This is a genomic window from Alkalicoccobacillus gibsonii (assembly GCF_016798245.1).
Taxonomy (GTDB): Bacteria; Bacillota; Bacilli; order Bacillales; family Bacillaceae_D; genus Alkalicoccobacillus; species Alkalicoccobacillus gibsonii.
Genome location: NZ_JAEUZA010000002.1, coordinates 445,307 through 467,970, shown reverse-complemented (window position 1 = coordinate 467,970; position 22,664 = coordinate 445,307). Strand labels below are relative to the sequence as shown.

The following is a 22,664-nucleotide window of genomic DNA, read 5'->3' as shown; positions in this document are numbered from 1 at the left end:
CGATGAGGAGTGATCAAATGACAACGTATAAACATAGAAGTGAAATACCTGAAGAAGAAAAGTGGAATTTAACAGATCTATACGCCACAGAAGCTGATTGGCATAGTGATTTGAAAAAAGTTGAAGTACTCGCACAGGAGCTTGCAGGCTTTGATGGAAACATTACAGATGGACAATCCTTATATGAGTTCCTGAAAAAGCAGGAGGATTTAAGCTTTATATTCACAAAGGTTTTTGCCTACTCCATGTTCAGTACAGACATTGATACACGTGACTCCAACGCCCAATCGTTAAAAGACCGCGCAACACAGGTCAGCGTAAAGGTCGGTTCTGCTACTTCATTCTTTATGCCTTTTCTACTTACCTTGGATGAAGCAACGCTTAAGGCATACATAAATGAAGTGAAGGAGCTTGAGTACTTTGAAGAAGACTTGTGGGATTCCTTCCGTTACAAGGCACATGTTCTAACAAAGGAAAAAGAAGAAATCCTTTCCGCACTTGGAGAAGCGCTCTCCTCTCCGGACCGCACATATGGCATGCTAAATAACGCGGACATTGAATTCGGCCAAGTGACCAACGACGACGGTGAAAAAGTGGAAATGACTAGAGGGATGTATTCGAAGCTCATTGAAGATGAAGACCGTGAAAAGCGGAAGGAAGCGTATAAGGCGTACTATAAACCTTATGTTCAGTTGAGCAATACCATTGCTTCTACCTTATCATCAGCAGTCAAAAATAACGTAACACTATCTAAGCTGCGCAACTATGACTCTGCTCTTAGCAAGTCGTTATTTGGTGATCAGGTTCCAACAGAAGTGTATGACAACCTGATTGCAACAGCTAAGAAAAACCTTGAGCCTTATCACCGGTACACGGCGATTCGTAAAGAGATCTTAGGCTTAGACGAACTGCGTCAATATGATTTAAATGTCTCACTTGTGAGCGGCGCCAAAAAAGACATCTCATATGAGGAAGCCTATGACACGATGTTAACTGCACTTGCTCCTCTTGGAGAAGAGTACATTCAAACACTTCGTGACTTTAAAGAAAAACGATACATCGACGTTCGTGAAACGCCGGCAAAACGTTCAGGCGCCTACAATATGGGAGTGTATGGGGCTCATCCATTTGTCCTGCTTAATCATCACGATGACCTAGATAGTCTTTTCACGCTTGCTCATGAAATGGGACACGCAATGCACAGTCACTACTCAAGTAAGCACCAGCCACAAATTACAGCAAACTACACCATTTTTGTAGCTGAAGTGGCATCTACTGTAAATGAAGTACTTTTGATTCATCATTTACTTGAGCACTCAAAAGATAAAGAGATGCGTAAGTATTTGTTGAATCATTTTATTGATCAATTCCGTGGGACTTTCTTTACACAGGTGATGTTTGCTGACTTTGAAAAGCAGACGCATGAACTCGCTGAACAAGGGGAACCGCTAAATGCAGAAGCATTTAACGCCATTTACGAAAAGCTATTCCGTGAATACAACGGTCCGGACATTGTGTTTGATGAGGAAGTTAAATACGGCTGGTCGCGTATTCCTCACTTCTACCGCCCGTTTTATGTTTACAAATATTCAACCGGCTTCGCTTCTTCCATTCAAATTGCCAAACGCATTTTGAACAAAGAAGAAGGCGCTCTTGAAGACTATCTGACGTTCTTGAAAAGTGGAAGCTCTGAATACCCACTTGAATTACTGAAGAAAGCGGGCGTAGACTTAACAACCCCTGAACCGATTGAATCGGCACTGGAATACCTGGGAGAAATCGTTTCGGAATTCGAATCACTATAAATTAGAAAATGCCTGCAGACAATGAGATATCTGCAGGCATTTTCTATATAGCTGAGCAACTTCTTATCTCCCAAGAAGCGGCGATAACACTAGCACTCCAACAAGCACACCTAAAATAAAGATCCCTACATACCTTCGCTTCACAACGTCTCTCCCCCACATAAAGAAAAGAGCTATCGCTAGCTCCTTTTCCTTAGTCTTTTGCTAATGCCACATGCAGCTCTTCTTCTGAGCGATTCCACATGTCTTCGTTATGGTTTTTAAGGAATTCTGCAAGGAGTACACGGGATTTCTTGTCCATGTCATCCACTAAAATTTTTCCTTTTAATGATTTATCCATCTTATTTACATGCTCCGGCATGCTCTTGTAACCACGTCTAATCTCTGTATCAACTAGCATTTCACAACCAGCTACACCACCGTAATAGGGCTTACCTTCTTTTGTTGAGATCGTCACCCATACCAGCCAATACAGCTTACCATTTGGCACTTTATCTTTTTCCTTCAGGAATTTAATTCGCTTTTCTACAGCAGATCGTGCATGAAGCGCTCCTAGATCCACAAATACTTCTTCCTCTGCTGGATCCACAAACACAGGCGTAATATTGTCTAAGTTTAACGTCCCAACGCCATACCCACCATGACCATCAGTGGAGTCCCCACTTAAGATTGTAAAACCATCTGTTTTCTTTTTTAAGTTCTTATTATTTAAAAGATCCATTTGAACGAACCCCTTTCGTAAATCAGCCGTTTGTCTTTTCTTTAGTTTAACATACCCTAACCCAAATGAACTATCACCAGACTTGCGCAAATGTCGACAGGTTCCTCTAAACAATGACAAGAGCATATAAGAGTTATATCGAATAATTAGAAGCATATACGACTTGAATAGAAATAATATAAAATATTTATAAAATATGAAAAAATATATGGAAATTTCAAGACTATCAGACTATAATCATTTCAGCAGTATCAATATATTTCCTTGGGAGGAAAATGATGAAACGTTTTGTATCGATGTTTTTAGTGATTGCACTATTATTCTTGGCGGTACCATCAGTTGGATTTGCTGCAGTAACGGATGAAGAGTTAGAAGGACTGTTAGTAGAGAAAAATATTACGCGGGAACAACTTGATTACTATCTATCAGAGTTTTTCGAATCATCAGTTGATGAATTTGAGACTATAGATGATTTAGACTGGTTTATTTGGGTTTTAGATGGTGAAGACTCCGATGGAACCCCTTATCTTGAATACATTTTGGACTACTTTGAAATTACATACGATGAATTAGTAGCGCTTTTATCTGAGAATAATAAGGTAATTAGTGATTTCACATTCAACGAGGAACTAGAATACTATTTATGGGATCATTACGAATGGGACTTTGATTGGGACGAAGAATGGACAGAGGAAGAAGAATGGGAAGAGATTTCATTCGATGGTCTTTTTGACGAGATTGGTCTATCCGATAAAGAGTTAGAAGCATTATTCGAGCATTTGATTAAAGTTGTTGAACAAAATCCTGAAGCAGTTGACCAATTGTTAGCTCTTGCTGAGCGTATGGAAGCTTTCGGTGATTTTGAATCTTCTGCAGAGTTAACCGCAGAAGAGATTGCCGAGCTATTTGCCATTGGTAATGAGTTGATTAAAGTCTTACAGATAAACCCTGAGTTTTATTTAGCAAAACCAGGTGAACAAAAGCCAATTAGCTTCGCTGATTTATTAAAACTAACTGAGCTTAAAGGATACGATTTACTTGTTGTACTCTATGATCTTGAAGGAAATAAGCTAGCTGATTTTATCATTACAGCAGAACTCTTTAACGGCAACACACTTGGTAAGGTTGGAGAAGATATAGGTGACACTGGCGCAATCGTAGAAGATGTCGTAGAAAACAAACCGACAACTGAAAACAAACCCGCTCCTACCCCTGCTGCACCTGCTAAAACAAAAGCTGAAAAAGAGGAAAAGGTAGCGAAGGAAAACAAAACGGCTCCTGCAAAGCAAAGCGAGCCTAAAAAAGACAATACGCCTTCTAAGAAAGTAACTAAAACCGTAGATGGTGCAAAAATGCCTAAGACTGCGACTGATTATCCGCTGTACACGTTCATTGGTCTTGGAATGACATTAGTTGGATTCATCTTATTCCGTCGCTTTAAAATGGCATCATGAGTAGACACGTAAATAGGACGAAACGCTCTAACAAGCGTTTCATCCTTCTTTTTTTAACTGCGGCTCTTGTTGTCTTTGGTTTATGGTTTTCAACTACGAATGCATACAAGTTTGCAAAAGGATATTTCTTGTTTAAAACCGATCAAGTGGTTAGTGCTGAAGCGCCCAAGGAGGAAAAACCTTCTACTGAGGAACCTGTAGACGAACCGGCTGAACCAATTGATTGGTGGCCGGAGCAAGGTGAACTCATGGGCGAAATTGAAATTCCTGTTCTAAACGCTACTCTCCCTATCTATCATGGAACGGAAGATAACGAGCTTGACCAGGGTGTCGGTCATTTTGCACAGAGCGTACTTCCTGGTGATCCCGATAACTCTGTTTTGTCCGGACATCGTGATACCGTCTTTCGAAAGCTTGGTGAGGTTGGAGAAGGCGATACATTAATTGTCCGCACACGAATCGGTGAATATACGTATAAGATCTTCAGAGAACGTATTGTGGACGAGGATGATCGCACAGTGATTGTATCTACTGAGGATGCGCAGCTTACTCTCACTACTTGTTATCCCTTCGACTTTGTCGGTGCTGCTCCTGATCGATACGTGCTTGAAGCAGAATTGATCGATACGACTCTTTATCCGGAACTTGTTGATTTTGAATCATAAGGTCATCTGCTATACTAGAGGCAGTTGAGGAGAAGGAGGATTAGACATGCCAATTGTAACGGTTAAAATGCTAGAAGGTCGTAATGATGATCAAAAGCGCGAACTGATTGAACAGGTGACAAGCGCAGTTGTAGAGACAGTCGATGCACCTCCAGAAAACGTAACAGTCATCATTGAAGAGATGAAGCATGAGCACTATGGAAAAGCTGGGAAACGTCCAGCGATTGCAGATCAATAAGCAAAAAGAAGGTCCCCTGACTTCCATCAGGTGACCTTCTTTTTATCTCTTTTTATATAATGGTGGGAACAGAACCACACCACGAAAATAATAACAAACATTGTATACCCTGCACTTGGCTTTTCAATCGTAAGCCAAAGCATTAGCGGGATACCAGCACCAAACAATACCCAAAACAACACAACAAAACTGAAGAACTTCATGGGTCTCACCCTTCACGTTGTCAAAAGTCTACTTTTACTATATAAAAAGATGACACGCGTTGACATCGTAAAGCTGCTAAAAAACATGTGAGATTATGTCAGTCTCCTTTTATTGAACCAGCTTCTCCAATTGTTGTTTATAATCGATCGCTTTTTCAAATTCCTCATCCGTGAATTTTTGTTTTGGTTTCACAGAGATCACCTTCTGCTTAAGCTCTTCGCCTTCTAGATGATCAAAATACAACAGCGTTGATAAAAGCTCTAGGAACCTTGAGCTTTGCTCATTTAAGCTTGTCGTAACAGGTGTCGCATCGGGCATATCAATTGTAGATAACGAAAGAAATTGAGTCCCTTCTTCAGACAAACGATAGCGGTACTGATAATAATGTCCCTTGTCTTCTCGCACCTCATCAAGTAATCCAAGGTTCGTTAATTCTTCTACCCGAAGACTTAGCTCCTCTGAGTACGGTCCGTAGACATGAAACGTATACCGTTCCCTAAACGGTAGACTCAGCTTCTTCTCTATGTAAATCATCTTTTGTAGCTTCTTACGGCCGACCACTTCCCCTGCTTGTGAGAAAAATGTCATGAGCTTCGCATGTTCATCCAGCATGTATGTGCAACTCCTTCACCCTTCTTTGTTTAACAGCATGTGTATCTCTCTCTTTTCTTCTTCAAACTCGTCCATTGCTTCAAGCCAATCCCCAGGATAATAGAGCTTATGGTCCGTTCGTTTTTTTCCGGAGATGGATTCAACTACATCCGATTGTCTGGATAGCTCTCTTAGCTTCCCGTTTGGTAGAATGAGATGAATGGGTACTCGTTCCTCTTCTTCCCCAGGACGATAAAAGTCATACGGTAGGTCTGATGAAGAATCCACTACTAAGTAATAGTCTGGATCAAGTCCAGCTGTTGCAAAAAGTTCACGCAGTCGTGCCCAATCCCCCATTTGAATGTTTGGATTCACTTCCACGTATTTAAACAACCGACGATTCATGAACCTGACACAAAGATCCTTCAAAATCTCATCCTGCTCTTCTTGCCATATTTGAAAATAGTAGAGAACAACCGCTTCGTCAAGACGCAAATAGTCCTTTAATGTAGGTTTACCATCAAAGAAGGAAAATAAGTGTACAGGGGCCTGGCTAAACTCATAGCCCTGTTTATACAGCCATTTTGCCCGTTGAAAGATCTTACTTAAAATCACTTCTGCACTTCGTGTTACAGGGTGAAAATAGACCTGCCAATACATCTGGTAGCGGCTCATGATGTAGTCTTCTACGGCATGCATACCACTTTGTTTGATCACCACTTGATCCTCTGTAGGTCTCATGACCCGCAAGATCCGCTCCATATCAAAATGACCATAGCTTACACCAATGTTATACGCATCTCGCTGCAAGTAATCCATCCGATCCGCATCAATCTGACTTGAAATCATACTGGTCACAAGCTTGTTCGGTGAAGTTTTCTCGATCACTTCTGCTACATCTTTTGCGAATGTCGGACTTACTGACGTTAACACTTCATTAACCTCTGTATCACCAAGGATAATCGCTCTTGTCCATTCCTCATGATCAGAGTGGAACACTTTTTCAAACGAATGAGAAAAAGGACCATGACCAATATCATGTAGTAATGCGGCAGCTAGAGCTAAAAGCCTGTCCTCTTCGTTCCAATGAGGACGCCCTTGAAAGACATTAATCATTCTTCGGGTGATCTCATAAACGCCAAGCGAATGTGTGAAACGAGTATGCTCCGCCCCGTGAAAGGTCATATAGCTTGTCCCAAGTTGCCGTACACGTCTAAGACGCTGAAATTCTTTTGTTCCGATTAATGCCCAAATGACCTTATCCCGCACATGTATATATCTGTGAACAGGATCTTTAAATACCTTCTCTTCATCAAGCATACCCTGATACGATTCTGTCATGGCCGTTTCTCTCCATTTATGTCGATAATAGATTTATTATACATGAGCAAGGGCGATCATGAAATGAAAAACCAAGACAACATCTAACAATTGTCTTGGTTTTTATTCATGTTCTTAAGAGGTAGCTTGCATCTCTTCATCTTCGTCAATGTGACCATTTTTGCGTTCACCATGATCCACGATTACAGCACATACAGCATCACCAGTAATGTTAACCGACGTTCTCATCATATCTAGAATACGGTCAACCCCAATAACAAGAGCGATACCTTCTGGTGGAAGACCAACAGACGTTAAGACCATCGCTAGCATGATCATTCCTACACCAGGTACTCCTGCTGTACCGATACTTGCTAAAGTGGCTGTTAACACGATTGTTAATAAGTCAGGCACTCCTAGAGTAATTCCATAAACTTGGGCAATAAAGACAGTCGCAATTGCCTGCATAATCGCTGTTCCATCCATGTTAATAGTCGCTCCAAGCGGTTGCACAAAGCTTGATACCTGCTTAGATACACCTAGATTTTCTTGTGCAGATTTCATAGATAATGGCAGCGTCCCGTTACTACTAGATAAGCTGAATCCCATCGCAATCGCTGGGAAGAATCCTTTGTAAAATTTAACAGGGTTCATCTTACCGAAGACCGCTACTGCTCCTCCGTATGTCACAATGCTATGAATAATTAGAGCGCCAATTACACAAAGCATATACATACCGAGTGATCTCATCGCACCAATTCCTGCATCTCCTAATGCAGAGGCAATAAGTGCACCTGCGCCGTATGGAGCAACCTTCATAATGACTCCAACAAGGTACATCATGATTTCATTTCCTTGTTCAAACAGCTTGGTTACACCTTTCACCTTATCTCCTAAGATCGCAAGGGCAATCCCCACAAATAACGAAAATGCGATGATTTGAAGCATCTCTCCAGAAGCCATTGCTTCAATAGGATTAGATGGAATAATATTTGTGATCGTCTCCATTATTGGTGGGGCTTCCTCTGCTGAATAGCTCTCATCCCCTTGACCAAGTAAACCCTCGTCTCCCGGTTGTACAATTAATGCAATAGATAAGCCGATTGCTAATGCAATCGCTGTAGTAATTAAGAAGAATCCAACGGTTTTCCCACCAATTCTCCCCAGCTTCTTTGGGTCGCCCATTCCAGCCGCTCCAAGCGCAATAGAGAAGAATACTAATGGCACCACAATCATCATAATTAAGTTAAGAAAAATCGTACCAACTGGATCGAAAAAATATGTATTTACATATTGAAAAGCATCCGGTGCAAAAAGATTAAAGATAATACCAGTTACCGCACCGACTACAAGTCCGATCAGTATTTTTACCGTTAAGTTCATATCGTTTCTCCCTTCACCAATGAATAGATTATTCATTGATACCCTCTTTTAAATAAAATGAAACATTTTTCCATTTGATTCATCAATCGACTTTTAAAAAGATAGTTGCCATTGTATAACACACCTTAACAGTCAATCAATGTAAAATAATGCCTATCTCTCCTGTGATGGAGACTTTAGAACATGGTATAATAGGCTAATGACCGTTAAGAAAAAGGGAGAAATTTTTTATGAATTCAGTCAGAAATCAGCAGGATTTTGTCAAAACCTGGCGATATTTTGATCATACAAAAAATGGTTCAGACTATATAGCGCTTCAATCCTTTGCATTTGACGACATGTTATGTCAGTCAGTGGGAGACAACGGGAGCGCAGCGTTCAGGGCATGGATACACCACGATACCGTTGTGTTAGGAACTCAAGATTCAAGGCTTCCATATATTCAAGAAGGCATTCACTTTCTCGCTCCAGAATATCGAGCGATCGTAAGAAACTCTGGTGGGCTTGCTGTTATGTTGGACGAGGGAGTGCTTAACCTATCACTCATTTTTCAGGAGAGTAAGGGCTGGTCGATTAATGCAGGGTACGACTTGATGGTTGAGCTCATTCGATCGATGTTTCCAGCATTTCGTGAAAAAATAGAGGCGCGCGAGATTGTTGGATCGTATTGCCCAGGCAGTTACGATCTTAGTATCAACAATCAAAAGTTTGCAGGTATCTCACAAAGGCGGACTAGGGGTGGAGTTGCCGTACAGATCTATCTGTGTGTAACCGGAAGCGGTTCTGATCGCGCTGAGGTGATCAGGCAATTCTATGAAGAGGCGTTAAAAGACGGAGAGGCTCGCTATGAGGTTCCAGAGATTCGTCCTGAGACAATGGCCTCTCTTGAGGAACTAACTGGTGAGGCGCTCACTGTGCCTGGTGTCCTTGGCCTTGCTCTTCACGCGATGGAGCAACTAGGAGCAACGATTAATCCTTCAGAACCAAACGAAGACGAACAGCGAGTATTTGAACAACAGCTTAAACGGGTGACAGAGCGCCACGTGCGTTGTCTTACGCCATAGAAAAAACGCAGCGAGTGGATCGCTGCGTTTTTTTCGTTTCATTATACAGTTACACGTTGGTTGATCGCTTGCATCGCTGTGATTAAGCTTAATTTAAAGACATCATCAGCGTCACATCCACGTGAAAGATCGTTCACTGGCTTGTTTAAGCCTTGTAAAATCGGTCCAATCGCATCGTATCCACCTAGACGTTGAGCAATTTTGTAACCTAGGTTACCTGACTCAAGACTTGGGAAGATGAATACATTTGCTTGTCCTTGAAGTGGTGAGTTCGGAGCTTTCTTTTGAGCAACAGCCGGAACAAATGCTGCATCAAATTGGAATTCTCCATCAATCACTAAGTCAGGACGTGCTGCTTGAGCAATCTTCGTTGCTTCTGATACTTTTTGAGTCTCTTGTGAAGACGCAGATCCAAGTGTTGAGAAGCTAAGCATCGCTACTTTTGGATCAATATCAAACAATTTCGCTGTTTCAGCCGTTGCAATGGCGATTTCAGAAAGTTCTTCAGCATTTGGAGCAATGTTAATCGCGCAATCACCAAACACAAACTTTTGATCTTCTTTCACCATGACAAATACTCCAGACGTACGCTTGATACCTGGTTGTGTTTTAATGATTTGAAGAGCAGGACGTACTGTGTCACCTGTTGAGTGAGCTGCACCACTTACAAGTCCTTCTGCTTTATCCATGTAGACAAGCATTGTTCCAAAGTAGTTCACATCAAGAAGGACCTTGCGTGCACTCTCTTCGGTTTCTTTTCCTTTGCGACGAGCAACAAATGCTTCTACCATCGCATCGAATTCTGCATAATCTGCTGGGTTCTCTATTGTAATGTCTGAAGAAAGTTCAATTCCTTCTTTCGTTGCTACTTCTTTAATGGCTTCTGGCGCTCCAATTAAAATTGGCTTCACTACACGCTCTTCTGTCAATCTGACAGCTGCCTTTAAAATACGTTCGTCCGTACCTTCTGGAAATACAATGGTTGGCTGATGTTGTTGGACCTGTTCTTTAATTTGAGTAAACAAATCGCTCATGCCAAACCCCCCTTTACTTTATTCATACCCGTTATACCCTTAGCATACCCCTGTTTCCTTTAAAAAGGAACAGGCATACACAAGATTGTCATTTTTGCAACTAAAAAAAGCAAGAGAAAGAATACGCTTACAGCCACGTGGCATTTGGCGTACATCGCTTACAATTATTTTTTTCGAAAAGGCGCCTTTTTATGTGCGCCTTGCCTCAAAAGATGTATTCCCAATTGGAAGTATGATAATGTAAAGAAGGATTAGTTTGTGATTGGACTTAGGAGGTAAGCAAAATGAATGAAGCAGCAAAAACATTGGATGGTTGGTATGTACTACATGATTTCCGAAGAATAGACTGGACTTCATGGAAGCAAGTACCAAGCGAAGAACGTGAACAAATTATAAGTGAACTACAGACACTCCTTTCTAATTGGGAAGAAGCCATCTCGTCAGAATCTGGAACACATACGGTGTACTCCATCCTTGGTCAAAAAGCTGACCTGATGATTATGCTTATGCGTCCAACCATGAAAGAACTAAACGAACTTGAAAACGCCTTTAATAAAACAAGATTTGCTGAGTATACACTTCCGTCATATTCCTACGTGTCGGTTGTTGAGCTTAGTAACTACCTTGCCGGCGACAGTGATGAGGATCCATATCAAAATCCTCACGTGCGCTCAAGATTGTACCCTACATTAACTGATGCCCCTTACGTGTGTTTCTATCCAATGGATAAACGCCGCGAAGGCAATGATAATTGGTACATGCTAGATATGGACGAGCGTCGCTCCCTAATGCGCAGTCATGGAATGATTGGCCGTGGCTATGCCGGAAAAGTAAAACAAATCATCTCTGGATCCGTTGGTTTCGACGATTGGGAATGGGGCGTTACGCTATTTGCTGAAGATGTCCTGCAATTTAAGAAGCTTGTGTATGAGATGCGTTTCGACGAAGTATCGGCGCGCTACGGAGAGTTTGGATCGTTCTACGTGGGTTCTTTACTAAAGAAAGATCAGCTGTCAAAGTATCTTTATGTATAAGGATTAGGGATAGAAATAAAAAAGCGAGCCATGGGGCTCGCTTTTTTATTTGGGATGGGTGTGCGGGAGTAGAGTCTTTTGGCGCGACCTTGCATGGCTTGTGCGCGACTCCCTTCCTTTTTGCTCGACTTTGCTCCGTCCGTGCGCGACCTCCTCCCTTTCTGCTCGACTTTGCTCCGATCATGCGCGACCTTCTCCCTTTCTGCTCGACTTTGCTCCGTCCGTGCGCGACCTCCTCCCTTTCTGCTCGACTTCGCTTCGACCTTGCTCGACCTTTCCTCTTTTTGCGCGACTTCGCTCCGTCCGTGCGCGACCTCCTCCCTTTCTGCTCGACTTTGCTCCGTCCGTGCGCGAACTCCTCCCTTTCTGCTCGACTTTGCTCCGTCCGTGCGCGACCTCCTCCCTTTCTGCTCGACTTCGCTTCGACCTTGCGCGACCTCCTCTTCCCTTCCAAACAAAAAAGACCACCGAGATTTCTCTCAGTGGTCTTCAACCTTATTTCGTCTCTAACTCTGCCAGCTTCGCGTTCGGGCGAATGACTACAAAGTATGTTTGAATGATCATAAAGACGTTTCCGATTACCCAATATAGGGAAAGGGCTGATGGTAGGGTTACACCGGCAATGATGATCATAACAGGCATTACGTAAAGTAAGATGTTCATTGGGTTTGGCATACCTTCTACAGTTGGCATTTGCTGCATTTGGCTCATCGACATTTTAAACTGGAAGAAGGTCGTGATTGCCGCAATAACAGGTAACACGTAGTCAGGTTGTCCTAGGTTAAACCATAGGAATTCATGTGCTCTGATTTCTTCAGTACGAATAATCGCAAAGTAGAACGCCATGATGATTGGGAATTGCACAAGGATCGGCAAACATCCAGCTAAAGGATTTACCCCATGCTTTTGATACAAGCCCATCATTTCTCTTTGTACTTCTTGTTGTGCTTTTGGATCTCCCTTTTTCTTTTTCATTCTTTCTTGAATTTCTTGCATCTCTGGACGTAGCAATTGCATTTTACGTGTACTCTTTTGTTGCTTTAATACAAGCGGTAGTAATACACAACGGATCAAAATCGTTGTTATGATAATAGACAGGCCATAATTGTTATTAAAAAATACGGCTACCGTTGTAATGAGCCAAGACATTGGATATACGAAAAAGTGGCTCCAAAATCCTTCTGTTTCAGATGTTATAGGTGCTTGCTCCATTGGTGAACACGCAGACAAAACAACCATTAATAAGACCATTGTTAACATGATAATATGTGACTTCTTCAAAATGAAAATTCCTCCTTGTTGGTTATACGCAATTGATATTAAGCTGCTACCACAAAGGATGGAGCTTCATCATCAGAGGCATATTGATCATAAATCGACGGTATCTTCGGACGATAGGTGACCGACATAGGACAAACAGGTGGATCGATTCTAGAGCTATAAATTGTTACGAGTCGTTCTTTCAGTTGATTCGATCTAATTTTGTGATGACTGAATGCAAGATTAATTCTAGCAAATGCTGCCAGCATATATAATCCAATTAATAAGATCGCACCAATCATCATCATCTCTAAAAGTAATTCAATCACACCTGTTCACCTCCTACCCTTTATGCAATAGTCTCATCGTACCACACTTGTCCTACGTTCTCAAAATGCTTTTTTACCTTTAGGCTATTTTTTTGAAAGCGATAACGCAGCTTTGATTCCTTTGAATAATGAATTGCTACCATACATAATGACGCCACCTTTGTAAACATTTGCGGCAAATAAGCTAAAGACAATGATCGAGACAATCATGACCCCAAAGGAAAGAATGACTTCCCATAAAGGAATGGCTAATAATCCAAGGCGCAGGAACATAATAATCGGTGAAAAGAATGGAATCCATGAAGTGACCGTAACCAACATTGATTCTGGGTTGTTTAAACCAAAGATTGCAATAAAAAATGCAATCATCACCATATAAATAAGTGGTTGAATCAATGTGTTCACATCTTCTACGCGGCTTACTAAAGAACCAAGCATCGCTGCAATACTCCCATACAACAGGAAGCCAAGAACTAAGAAAATGAGCGCGTATCCCACTAAGTCATAAGGAATTGAAGATCCAAGAAGTTCCGATATAAAGCTGCCTTCCGTTGACCCTCTAATTAATAGACCTAGTCCTACACCGATTAAAAGTACAACAAGTTGAAGCAAGGCAGTTAACCCTATCCCTACAATCTTTCCAAACATCTGCACGATTGGATGAACACTCGATACAAGAATCTCCATGACACGCGAGGATTTTTCCGTAGCTACCTCCGTCGCAATCATCGTTCCATACACAATGACAGCTATATAAATAACGAACAGGAGTACATACACGATCGTCTGCGCTTGAAACGTTTCTTCCTCTGAACGTTCAGGAGTTAGAGAAGCCTCTGCAGATTCTGTATCAAAAGAAATTGGAGCATAAATGGCTGCCAACTCCGACTCATCAAGACCCAGCTCTAGTGTTGCCACCGATTCTTTCACACGTTGAACCGTTGTTTCTACTTCACTTGCCACACTAGCTGACACATCATTGGCATATAGTAAGGCTGATAATTGCCCGGACTCATCCGTTTGTAAGCTAAGTACGTAATCTGATTCAGTTTCTTCAAGAACCTCGCTTGGCTCTCCCTGTTGCGTTGATTCATTTGTCGCTTCGAATTCTTGAGCAGATAACTCTTGTGTCACGATTTCTGTAAATTCCTCTTGATCCCCTATAACCGCAATGGATTCTGCACCATCCCCATCACCAGAAAAAGCGTCAAAGATTCGATCAACATTTAAGAAGCCTGCGATAACAATAATTGTAATTAAGGTCGTAATCATAAACGCTTTTGTCTTTAAACGGTTTGAGAACGTATGCATTGTGACTGTCCAAAAATTATTCATATGAGGTCCCTACTTTCTCGACGAATATGTCGTGCAAGCTCGGTTCTTCTACTTCAAAGCGTTCCACAAATCCTTTTTGTGTGATTTGGTTAAACAATGATTTTGCTGTCTCCATACCATCTACTTGAATGCGTGCTCCATTTGGGAAGGCTTCAAATTTCGTGACACCTGGTTGTTCCCGCAAGAAATCAAGTGCATAGTCGGCACGAATCAGTACATTTTTCTTCCCAAAATCTTGTTTGATTTCTTTCAGCTTCCCATGAACAACAGGTTTCCCTTTGTGCATGATACAGAGATGCTCACATAACTCCTCCACATGCTCCATTCGGTGACTCGAAAAGATAATGGTTGAACCTGCTTCTTTCAGATTAATGACTGCTTTTTTCAAAAGATCAACATTCAAAGGATCCAATCCACTAAATGGTTCATCTAGAATAACCAACTCTGGATTGTGCAGGATCGCCGCAATAAATTGGATTTTTTGCTGGTTTCCTTTTGAAAGCTCTTCAATCTTTTTGTTTTCATATTCAGGCACCTTAAAACTCTCCAACCATTGTTTGGTTGCTTTTAAGATTTCGGGCTTTTTCATGCCTTTTAATCGTCCTAAGTAAAGGAGCTGTTCCTTTACTGTCAGCTTCGGATAAAGTCCTCTTTCTTCGGGCAAATATCCAACTAAACTTGTGCGGCTATAATCAATCTTTTGACCATCCCACGTAATTTTTCCGTCAGATGGGTCAAGGAGGCCAAGGATCATACGGAACGTTGTTGTTTTCCCCGCTCCATTAGCACCTAGCATCCCAAAGATCTCTCCTTTAGGTACATGAATCGAAATGTCTCTCACCGCTTGATGCTGACCGAACTGCTTTGACACGTGATCAATGGATAAAGTCATACGCTCACTCCTTCATTTCCTTCTAGTTTTACTCTTAATATCTCAGTGATGTTAAGAGCTTGAATCTGTTGAATTTCATAACGCGCTGCTGTTAATGCTTCTTCCGTTACAAATCGATCTTCTGTTAGGAGCATGGAGGTATTTCCTGTGGTTTGCACTCGCTTCACTCCTGGAACGCTTGAAAGTCCTGGTGCGTGTTCAACCCAAATGTAGGCATACTGTTCACTAAGTGAATCCTTTTCAAATGGACCCTCAAGCTCTCCTTTTTTCAGTATGTGAATGTAGTCTGCCATCTCCCCAATCTCACTTGGCGTATGAGTCGAAAACAAAATCGTCCGCTCTTCATCCTCCTCCAGATACGAGATCCACTCTCTCTTTAATTGCTCCTGCCCGCTAATATCCACACCAGCAAGTGGTTCATCCATGACTAGTAGCTTTGATGGCCTGGATAACGCTAATGCGGTCATCGCTTTTTTTCGCATACCGACAGAGAGTTTATCAAGCTTCTTCTTTAAGGGAAGGTCGAACTCGTGAACTAGCCGGTTAAAGAGCTCGTGATCCCACCCCTTATAAGCAAGCTGTTCTAGATCTGCTAAATCCTTTAAAGAAAAGAAAGAGTGGGCTTGCATTTCCTGAGGCATATAGGAGAGCTTTTGCTTCCATTCTTCCTTATTCGAATTCTCACCAAACCGAACAATCTTGCCTGAATCCATGTGAATGTAACCTGAGATCAAGTGAAGCAACGTTGTCTTACCGGAGCCATTATCCCCCACTAGTGCATGGATACATCCTGGATCGAGTGACATCTCTTCAACATTAATGACGGACTGTTGATCAATGCTTTTCTTTACGTGAGTCAGTGTTAATGGTTTCATATGTGGCACCCCTATTCTTTTAAAAGATTCGTAAACAAATTCACAAGTTCCTTATCTGAGTAGTTATGCTGTCTGCCCGTTTGAATGGCTTGTTTGAATCCTTTAGCCACCGTTTCCTCTTTTGCCGATTGTTTTGCGCCGGTATCTACTTCTGCTACAAAGGTTCCTTTTCCTTGCAAGGTTCGGATCAGTCCCTTCTCCTCAAGATTATGATAGGCACGTTTTGTTGTAATCACGCTGCAGGCCAAATCCTTAGATAATGCTCGGATCGACGGAAGACTCGCTCCCTGCTCTAGGTGTCCAGAAACAATCAATGCCTTTAACTGTTCTTCAATCTGATAGTAAATGGGCGAACGACTCGATTCATCTAAATGAATGGGAAGCTTCATCTAGTGACCTCCCTTCTAAATCTATACATGATAATCTACCTTTTTCATGAAGTGATTCATGTAGTAATACGTAACAATTGTTGAACCTACTCCTAGTACAATGGAAACAATCAAAGTTGGAATCAAATGCTCACTAGAAAAATAAATGAGCCAACCAAAGATTCCGTTTCCACTGAATCTAACTAAAGCAATTAGTAGTGCTAAGAAGAAAGCGTAAAAAATGAAGCAAAACACAACTATATATTTCACCGTATACGTTGCACCAGGTTCGCTCATCGGCATTAATACCCCAATCGATATCGTGACCATATTCCAAATGATAAGCCACAGGGGAAACTGTTCTAACGAAATCCATTCACTTAATACAGGCGTTGAAAAATAAATAATTAACATGTGACCGGTACTCACTAAAATAGATATTAAAAGATAAAGATAGATCCTCGATTTCAAGATTGCTTTTTCACTAAATGGCATCGTTCGTAGTACGACCATAAGTGGCGCAGCGTACAACCCACCTTTAAGAGTTTGCATCTTAAACGCTTTTGATCGTGTGTACATAACAATAGAAGCGGAATAGCCTAAAAATATAAAATCAATTGCAAGAGCTAATGGACGATTTCCGTTTATAAAATCAAATTCTCCTGAGAAGATAAACATTGAAAAAAATACAAATGTGACAGTCGTAAACAATATAAAATTCAAGATATTGAGCGCTTTTATACTTTTCAACTCAAACATCATCAACTTCCAAACCTGCTGCCTCTCCGACATAGCCATCCTCCTAATATTTAGTGTTATAGTGTGTATATCTTTATATACACTATAACAGTGTGCACATAAAATGTGCAAGGGTATTTTTTATTTTTTTACAATTCATATTTTCTTCTTTTGATTCATACAGTTAGAGGGATGTTGATTTAAAGTCATACGGAGGTGTGAGATGGCTGTTATTAAGGCATCTTCAAGTGATATTGATGTGCTGGCTCGTTTGATGAGAGCAGAGGCTGAGGGTGAAGGCGAACAGGGGATGTTGATGGCAGGTAATGTAATGGTGAATCGGGCACGAGTGGGTTGCTTAGACTTTGCCAACGTCAATACCATCCCCCAGGTTGCCTACCAGTCTCCTGGTGGTTTTGAGGCGGTTCAAAAGAGTTACTTTTATCAAAGAGCTCGGGAACGAGACAAACGTTTGGCTAAGCGGTTAATTAATGGAGAACGGTTTTATCCAGCTGATAATGCTCTGTGGTTTTTCAAACCCGCAGGTGATTGTCCAGCAACATGGTATGGTCAGGTGAACTCGGGAAGGTATAAGTCACATTGCTTTTTTATCCCTACTCAGGCTGAATGCTCAGAAGTCTATTCAACTTACTAATTACTTAAGGAGGCATCTGTATGTATCAACAACCATGGAACTATCAGAATGGCTATTATGATCAGGGGTATTATCGTCAACAGCCTCAACAGGGCCAGCAAGGACAACAGGGTCCTGAGCCGTATTTCTCGGCACAGAACTACCAAACACCAGGTTTTGCCCAACAAGCTCAAGCAGGCGCTACACCAGCAGAGGGCGGAGCATCGCTTCCAATTGAACAATCATTTATTGAAAATATCCTTCGATTAAATCGGGGAAAAAATGTCGTTGTTCATCAGACGTTTGAGAACAATGATGAGTGGAATGCACGCGTGTTTCGAGGACGCCTAGAGGAAGCTGGTCGAGATCACATTATTGTCAGTAACCCAGAAACCGGAGAGAGCTATCTTCTTCTTATGGTTAATTTAGATTGGGTGACCTTTGATGAACCGATTACGTATGCGTATCCATATGGGCAACAGAGCTCTGATATCGGAACGTATTCCCCTCGGTAATACAGAAAAATAGCGAACGTTCCATCAATGTGGAAGGTTCGCTATTTTTATTTAGGAAAGAGTACGTACGGCAAACGTACCAATTAAAATCCAACCTATAATGAACGCCAGGCCTCCAATCGGTGTAATCGCTCCAAGCTTTGTAATGCCAGTGAGTGCCATCACGTAGAGACTGCCTGAGAAGAAAATGATCCCAATTAGAAATGCCCAACCAGCTCCAGTTAAAAGAGCAGAAGACGTCATTTTCATTCCTACTAGAGCAACGACGATGATCCCTAAGCCGTGGATCATATGATATTGAACTCCTGTCTGATAATTTTTTAGCATTCTTTCTGAAATTCTCGGCTCAAGTCCGTGGGCACCAAACGCTCCGATCCCAACTCCAAGCGCCATTACAATGCTTCCTATGAGTAAAAATAACTTAACCATCTATAATCGTCCTCTCTTGTCTTTCCTTTAAGAGTACCACATCTTTTAACGCAAACTTTTCATTCCTTCAAACTGTCATTGAATCCTCATTTCTATTAGTATAAAAGAATGGAGGTGTTCGCATACATATGAAAAATGTCATGGTACGACCTTATACAGCCGCTGATTATCCAGCGTTATTAACCATTCAACAAGAAGCCTTCCCTCCTCCTTTTCCAGAGGAGCTATGGTGGCAGAAGGATCACATTCAAAGCCATGTGGATACCTTTCCAGAAGGAGGACTGCTTGCAGAAGTAGATGGTGTTCCTGCTGGATCAGCTACTTCGCTTATCATCACCTTTGACAGCAAACCCCATACGTGGGATGAGGTATCTGATTCAGGTTACATACGAAAGAGTCATGACCCGAATGGAGACTCTCTATATGGCATCGACTTATGCGTGAGACCCACAATGCGCGGAAAAGGTGTAGCTCAGGCTCTTTACGAGGCACGTAAGCACACCGTTCGTAAACTGGGCCTTAAACGATTTATTGCGGCGTGTCGCATACCTGATTTTCATCAATGTGCCCACGCTCTTTCGGTTGAAGAATATGTTCAAGCCGTTGTTTTGGGTGAACGCACCGATTTAGTACTCACGTTTATGTTAAAGCAAGGGCTACGTCCTATCTCCGTTCTGCCAAACTATGTAGAAGACGACGAGTCGCATCATTATGCGGTTTTAGTGGAGTGGAATCCTTCATAAGCTTTGATCTCTACGTCTTTTTTTCATGACCATAATGTCAATTAAGAGCTGACAGTTTAAATTAAACTGATCAAATCGAATAGCTGTCAGCTCTTGGATTTGCTTTAAGCGATACGATAATGTATTTGGATGAATGAATAACTGCTCCGACGTTGACTTAACTCGACAGTTATTTAATAAATAGAGTTCTATGGTTTTAATAAATTCGGTTTGACTGGTTGAATCTTTATGTTCAAGAATCACCAAATCGGGATTTCGATAATTTGAATCCTCCTGGACACCAGCCAATACATCAATGTATCGAAGCATTCCTAGCTGTGAGAATTCGCGACGATCCACCGGCTGCTCTCCTAGTAGGTCTGCTACCTTCGTCACTTCTAGGGCTTCGTTATATCCTCGTGCTAATTCACTTACATTTAAGCAGGACCTACTAATTCCCATCCACATATTTGAATATGCCTCATCTGACATTTCTTGTTTCAGGGCATTTAACATACTGATGATTGAAAAAGGTGTTGGTTGCTCCCCCGTTAAGATAATGACATGTCCGTTGAAGCTTAAAACATAGCTATTCGGCAATGCGAGCTTTCTTAGGGCTTCCACTCTTTTTGATAACGGAGCTCCATCTTCTTGAACAAATACCGTAACAACCTGTAGTCTTGTGTACGGAATTCCCTCTTTATAGGCCCGTTCCTGTAGTGTTCGCTTGGATGTGATCTTCCCGCTTAAGGCTGCTTGATAGACATCATCCACCGATTTACTTTTAGAGAGCTTAATTACCTGATTCTCGTGCATGGTTTTTGCCAGATGCTCTACTGCCCCTTCAAAGAAAGCAAACTCGGATTCTGTTAATGGATTCTGGTATTCTTGGAGCCAAATGTAGCCTTGAATTTCATGTTGGTAACGAATGGTCTTCACAATTCTCGTATTTAACCCAATCTCATCAATTGGTCCCACTGTAAAACGATCTTCGTTTTCCTGAAGCTTCTCAATAATCCCTCTTGCAAGGAACGTATCATAAATATGCTGCGGACATTTTTTCGAGAAGATCGTCTGTTGGTTGGCGAGGTCAAATTGATTGATATGATAGGAATGATAGGCAGCTAATGAAAAGTCAGAGCTTTCAAGAACAATTGGTCGCTTTAATTCTTTGCTTGTAAAATCAATAATCTCGCTCATTTCAGATAATGTTTCAAGCTGACTTAGAGACTTGTCCATCCCACGATCCCCCTACACCATGTTTACCCTAATCATACTTTGATTGATTCCTATTGTATAGAGGATGAAAGCGCTCCTCTATATAAAAAAAGAGTGGGACATGACATAATATCACTTACGAAAACACGAACCTATCCACAAATCCGCTCCAGGAGAATCCCTCCCACCCGCGCGTTACGGCCTCAGCCCCTTTTGCGGGTATCGTTGCTACAGTGTCTTCACCACGTACTATCCCGTAGGAGTGTCGGGTTCTCCTTACGCTCGTTTTGCAAAAAAATAGCGAATGATTTGCTCGTTCAATCATCCGCTATTTTTGCGTTTATTTTTAGTTATGTTCCAAATCTTTTTCCCTATTATGATAATCGTTTCACTTCATCAAATTGCTCTAAAACCTTTGGCGTCGGTGATGCTGTTAGTAAGCTTACTACATAAATCATCAGTACACTGACAGCAAATCCAGGGATAATCTCATATAGTACCTCACCTAAACCAAATTCCTTCCAAAGAACAACGGTAATCGCTCCTGAAATCATTCCAGTAAGTGCCCCCCACGTATTCATTCTACGCCAGAACAAGCTTAGCAGAACAACCGGGCCGAATGATGCTCCAAATCCTGCCCACGCATAGCCGACCATTTCCAATATAGATTCTGGCTGAACCCAAGCAATACTTAAAGAGAAACCCGTCACAATAAAAACAGATAAACGACCAACAAAGACTAACTCCTTTTCAGAAGCTGAGCGTTTAAAGAATGTTTTGTACAAATCATCCGTGAGTGAGCTTGACGTCACAAGCAGTTGCGAAGAAATCGTACTCATAACCGCTGCAAGTAACGCAGATAAGATGAACCCTGTAATAATGGGATGGAATAAAATCGTTCCAAGCTGAATAAATATCGTCTCTGAGTCAGCAATCGTCATCCCTTGCTGGCTATAATAAGCCAATCCAATGAGTCCAGTAAACACCGCTCCCAGCAAGGAAATAATCATCCAACTCATCCCAATATGTCTTGCCTTTTTGGCTCCTTTTGAAGACGTTAAGGCCATAAATCGCACAATAATATGTGGCTGGCCAAAATAGCCTAACCCCCACCCCAGAAAGGAAATAATGCCCAATGCGCTTGCGCCGGTAAATAGATTAAGCATACTAGGGTCAATGGTACGCACTTCACTTACCACCTCATTAGGTCCCCCGATGGTAATAAGTGTGACAATCGGTACTAGAATGAGTGCTGTCATCATAATGATCCCTTGCACGACATCAGTCCAACTGGCCGCTAAAAATCCACCAATCAACGTATAGATCAGTGTCACGCCAACTAATACAAGGACGCCGGTTGAATAGCTAAAGCCTAAAATCTCGTTAAAAATAACGCCACCAGCAACCATTCCCGAGGCAATATAAAAGACAAAAAAGAGTAAGATTACAAGACTTGAAAAGATTCGAAGCACTCTCGTCCGATCTCCAAATCGATTTTCAAAATACCCTGGTATGGTGATCGAGTTGTTCGCTACTTCTGTAAATGTTCGTAATCGTGGTGCCACATACAACCAGTTGATATAGGCTCCAAGTGTTAAACCAATTGCAATCCAAGATGCACGAAATCCTTGATCAAAAATAGCTCCAGGTAACCCCATTAAAAGCCAACCACTCATATCTGATGCTCCTGCACTAAGTGCTGCAACACCAGGCGTTAGTCCTCTGCCACCAAGCATGTAATCTGAATGAGACGTTGTACGTTTGTACGCATAATAACCAATCAGGATCATTGCCATCATGTATACAATAATTGAACCTATTAAATATGAACTCACA

25 protein-coding genes are annotated in these 22,664 nt (G+C 41.7%); 9 read left to right on the top strand and 16 right to left on the bottom strand.

Going from position 1 to position 22,664, the window contains the following annotated elements:
- The first annotated feature begins 17 nt into the window (after window positions 1-17).
- Window positions 18-1,805, top strand: a complete 1,788-nt coding sequence (pepF, locus tag JNO66_RS09060) for an oligoendopeptidase F (RefSeq protein ID WP_203087927.1) — start codon at window positions 18-20, stop codon at window positions 1,803-1,805.
- Between the two features lie 193 nt (window positions 1,806-1,998).
- Here pepF and JNO66_RS09055 read toward each other — a convergent pair whose 3' ends face one another.
- Window positions 1,999-2,526, bottom strand: coding sequence for a YwhD family protein (locus tag JNO66_RS09055; RefSeq protein WP_203087926.1), 528 nt, complete (start codon window positions 2,524-2,526; stop codon window positions 1,999-2,001).
- 278 nt (window positions 2,527-2,804) lie between these two features.
- Between JNO66_RS09055 and JNO66_RS09050 the strand changes: the two genes are divergently transcribed.
- Genes JNO66_RS09050 through JNO66_RS09040 form a run of 3 tightly spaced genes read left to right on the top strand, consistent with a single transcriptional unit; the run spans window position 2,805 to window position 4,883 of the window.
- Entirely contained in the window at window positions 2,805-3,980 is a 1,176-nt protein-coding gene (locus JNO66_RS09050; protein WP_203087925.1) for a processed acidic surface protein, read from the top strand.
- Window positions 3,977-4,645 (top strand): class D sortase, encoded by a 669-nt coding sequence (locus JNO66_RS09045; RefSeq protein ID WP_203087924.1) that lies wholly within the window; start codon window positions 3,977-3,979, stop codon window positions 4,643-4,645. Before JNO66_RS09050 ends, JNO66_RS09045 begins: the two co-directional genes overlap by 4 nt.
- Before the next feature lie 46 nt (window positions 4,646-4,691).
- Window positions 4,692-4,883, top strand: a complete 192-nt coding sequence (locus JNO66_RS09040) for a 2-hydroxymuconate tautomerase (RefSeq protein ID WP_203087923.1) — start codon at window positions 4,692-4,694, stop codon at window positions 4,881-4,883.
- A 26-nt stretch (window positions 4,884-4,909) separates the two neighbouring features.
- Here JNO66_RS09040 and JNO66_RS09035 read toward each other — a convergent pair whose 3' ends face one another.
- The 4 genes from JNO66_RS09035 to JNO66_RS09020 form a co-directional block, all read right to left on the bottom strand.
- A complete protein-coding gene (locus JNO66_RS09035; RefSeq protein WP_203087922.1) occupies window positions 4,910-5,086 on the bottom strand; it encodes a hypothetical protein in 177 nt (58 codons plus the stop codon).
- 109 nt (window positions 5,087-5,195) lie between these two features.
- On the bottom strand, window positions 5,196-5,699 hold the full coding sequence (locus JNO66_RS09030) for a YwgA family protein (RefSeq protein WP_203087921.1): 504 nt from the start codon (window positions 5,697-5,699) through the stop codon (window positions 5,196-5,198).
- Window positions 5,700-5,714: 15 nt separating this feature from the next.
- Window positions 5,715-7,019 carry an HD domain-containing protein gene (locus JNO66_RS09025; RefSeq protein WP_203087920.1) on the bottom strand — a complete coding sequence of 435 codons (1,305 nt, stop codon included), beginning with the start codon at window positions 7,017-7,019 and terminating at the stop codon, window positions 5,715-5,717.
- 114 nt (window positions 7,020-7,133) lie between these two features.
- On the bottom strand, window positions 7,134-8,381 hold the full coding sequence (locus JNO66_RS09020) for a dicarboxylate/amino acid:cation symporter (RefSeq protein WP_203088416.1): 1,248 nt from the start codon (window positions 8,379-8,381) through the stop codon (window positions 7,134-7,136).
- 230 nt (window positions 8,382-8,611) lie between these two features.
- On the opposite strand from JNO66_RS09020, the gene JNO66_RS09015 reads away from it, so the two are divergent.
- A complete protein-coding gene (locus JNO66_RS09015) occupies window positions 8,612-9,445 on the top strand; it encodes a lipoate--protein ligase family protein (RefSeq protein WP_203087919.1) in 834 nt (277 codons plus the stop codon).
- A gap of 41 nt (window positions 9,446-9,486) precedes the next feature.
- On the opposite strand, the gene pta is transcribed toward JNO66_RS09015, so the two are convergent.
- Window positions 9,487-10,479, bottom strand: coding sequence for a phosphate acetyltransferase (gene pta / locus JNO66_RS09010; RefSeq protein WP_203087918.1), 993 nt, complete (start codon window positions 10,477-10,479; stop codon window positions 9,487-9,489).
- Window positions 10,480-10,763: 284 nt separating this feature from the next.
- Here pta and hemQ point away from each other — a divergent pair, with 284 nt between their 5' ends.
- A complete protein-coding gene (gene hemQ / locus JNO66_RS09005; protein WP_203087917.1) occupies window positions 10,764-11,513 on the top strand; it encodes a hydrogen peroxide-dependent heme synthase in 750 nt (249 codons plus the stop codon).
- 495 nt (window positions 11,514-12,008) lie between these two features.
- Here hemQ and yidC read toward each other — a convergent pair whose 3' ends face one another.
- The 7 genes from yidC to JNO66_RS08970 all read right to left on the bottom strand — a co-directional run bounded on the left by yidC (window position 12,009) and on the right by JNO66_RS08970 (window position 17,364).
- Window positions 12,009-12,794, bottom strand: a complete 786-nt coding sequence (gene yidC, locus JNO66_RS09000; protein WP_246483218.1) for a membrane protein insertase YidC — start codon at window positions 12,792-12,794, stop codon at window positions 12,009-12,011.
- A gap of 38 nt (window positions 12,795-12,832) precedes the next feature.
- Entirely contained in the window at window positions 12,833-13,102 is a 270-nt protein-coding gene (locus JNO66_RS08995; protein ID WP_203087916.1) for a hypothetical protein, read from the bottom strand.
- An 84-nt stretch (window positions 13,103-13,186) separates the two neighbouring features.
- Window positions 13,187-14,437, bottom strand: a complete 1,251-nt coding sequence (locus JNO66_RS08990) for an ABC transporter permease (protein ID WP_203087915.1) — start codon at window positions 14,435-14,437, stop codon at window positions 13,187-13,189.
- On the bottom strand, window positions 14,430-15,329 hold the full coding sequence (locus JNO66_RS08985; RefSeq protein ID WP_203087914.1) for an ABC transporter ATP-binding protein: 900 nt from the start codon (window positions 15,327-15,329) through the stop codon (window positions 14,430-14,432). The genes JNO66_RS08990 and JNO66_RS08985 overlap by 8 nt, the downstream gene beginning before the upstream one ends.
- Window positions 15,326-16,204, bottom strand: coding sequence for an ATP-binding cassette domain-containing protein (locus JNO66_RS08980; RefSeq protein ID WP_203087913.1), 879 nt, complete (start codon window positions 16,202-16,204; stop codon window positions 15,326-15,328). The genes JNO66_RS08985 and JNO66_RS08980 overlap by 4 nt, the downstream gene beginning before the upstream one ends.
- 11 nt (window positions 16,205-16,215) lie before the next feature.
- Entirely contained in the window at window positions 16,216-16,593 is a 378-nt protein-coding gene (locus JNO66_RS08975; protein WP_203087912.1) for a GntR family transcriptional regulator, read from the bottom strand.
- Window positions 16,594-16,614: 21 nt separating this feature from the next.
- The gene (locus tag JNO66_RS08970) at window positions 16,615-17,364 is read right to left on the bottom strand and encodes a hypothetical protein (protein ID WP_203087911.1); all 750 of its coding nucleotides are present in this window, start codon (window positions 17,362-17,364) and stop codon (window positions 16,615-16,617) included.
- 169 nt (window positions 17,365-17,533) lie between these two features.
- On the opposite strand from JNO66_RS08970, the gene JNO66_RS08965 reads away from it, so the two are divergent.
- Window positions 17,534-17,965, top strand: coding sequence for a cell wall hydrolase (locus tag JNO66_RS08965; RefSeq protein ID WP_203087910.1), 432 nt, complete (start codon window positions 17,534-17,536; stop codon window positions 17,963-17,965).
- Window positions 17,966-17,985: 20 nt separating this feature from the next.
- Window positions 17,986-18,459 carry a spore coat protein GerQ gene (gene gerQ / locus JNO66_RS08960; RefSeq protein WP_203087909.1) on the top strand — a complete coding sequence of 158 codons (474 nt, stop codon included), beginning with the start codon at window positions 17,986-17,988 and terminating at the stop codon, window positions 18,457-18,459.
- A gap of 51 nt (window positions 18,460-18,510) precedes the next feature.
- Here the strand turns inward: gerQ and JNO66_RS08955 are convergent, their stop codons facing one another.
- Window positions 18,511-18,888, bottom strand: a complete 378-nt coding sequence (locus JNO66_RS08955; RefSeq protein WP_203087908.1) for a DUF423 domain-containing protein — start codon at window positions 18,886-18,888, stop codon at window positions 18,511-18,513.
- A 128-nt stretch (window positions 18,889-19,016) separates the two neighbouring features.
- Here JNO66_RS08955 and JNO66_RS08950 point away from each other — a divergent pair, with 128 nt between their 5' ends.
- Entirely contained in the window at window positions 19,017-19,631 is a 615-nt protein-coding gene (locus tag JNO66_RS08950; RefSeq protein WP_203087907.1) for a GNAT family N-acetyltransferase, read from the top strand.
- On the opposite strand, the gene JNO66_RS08945 is transcribed toward JNO66_RS08950, so the two are convergent.
- Both JNO66_RS08945 and putP read right to left on the bottom strand, forming a co-directional pair.
- On the bottom strand, window positions 19,626-20,849 hold the full coding sequence (locus JNO66_RS08945; RefSeq protein ID WP_203087906.1) for a PucR family transcriptional regulator: 1,224 nt from the start codon (window positions 20,847-20,849) through the stop codon (window positions 19,626-19,628). The genes JNO66_RS08950 and JNO66_RS08945 overlap by 6 nt on opposite strands.
- Before the next feature lie 353 nt (window positions 20,850-21,202).
- A complete protein-coding gene (putP, locus tag JNO66_RS08940; RefSeq protein ID WP_273753233.1) occupies window positions 21,203-22,663 on the bottom strand; it encodes a sodium/proline symporter PutP in 1,461 nt (486 codons plus the stop codon).
- Window position 22,664: the final 1 nt, after the last annotated feature.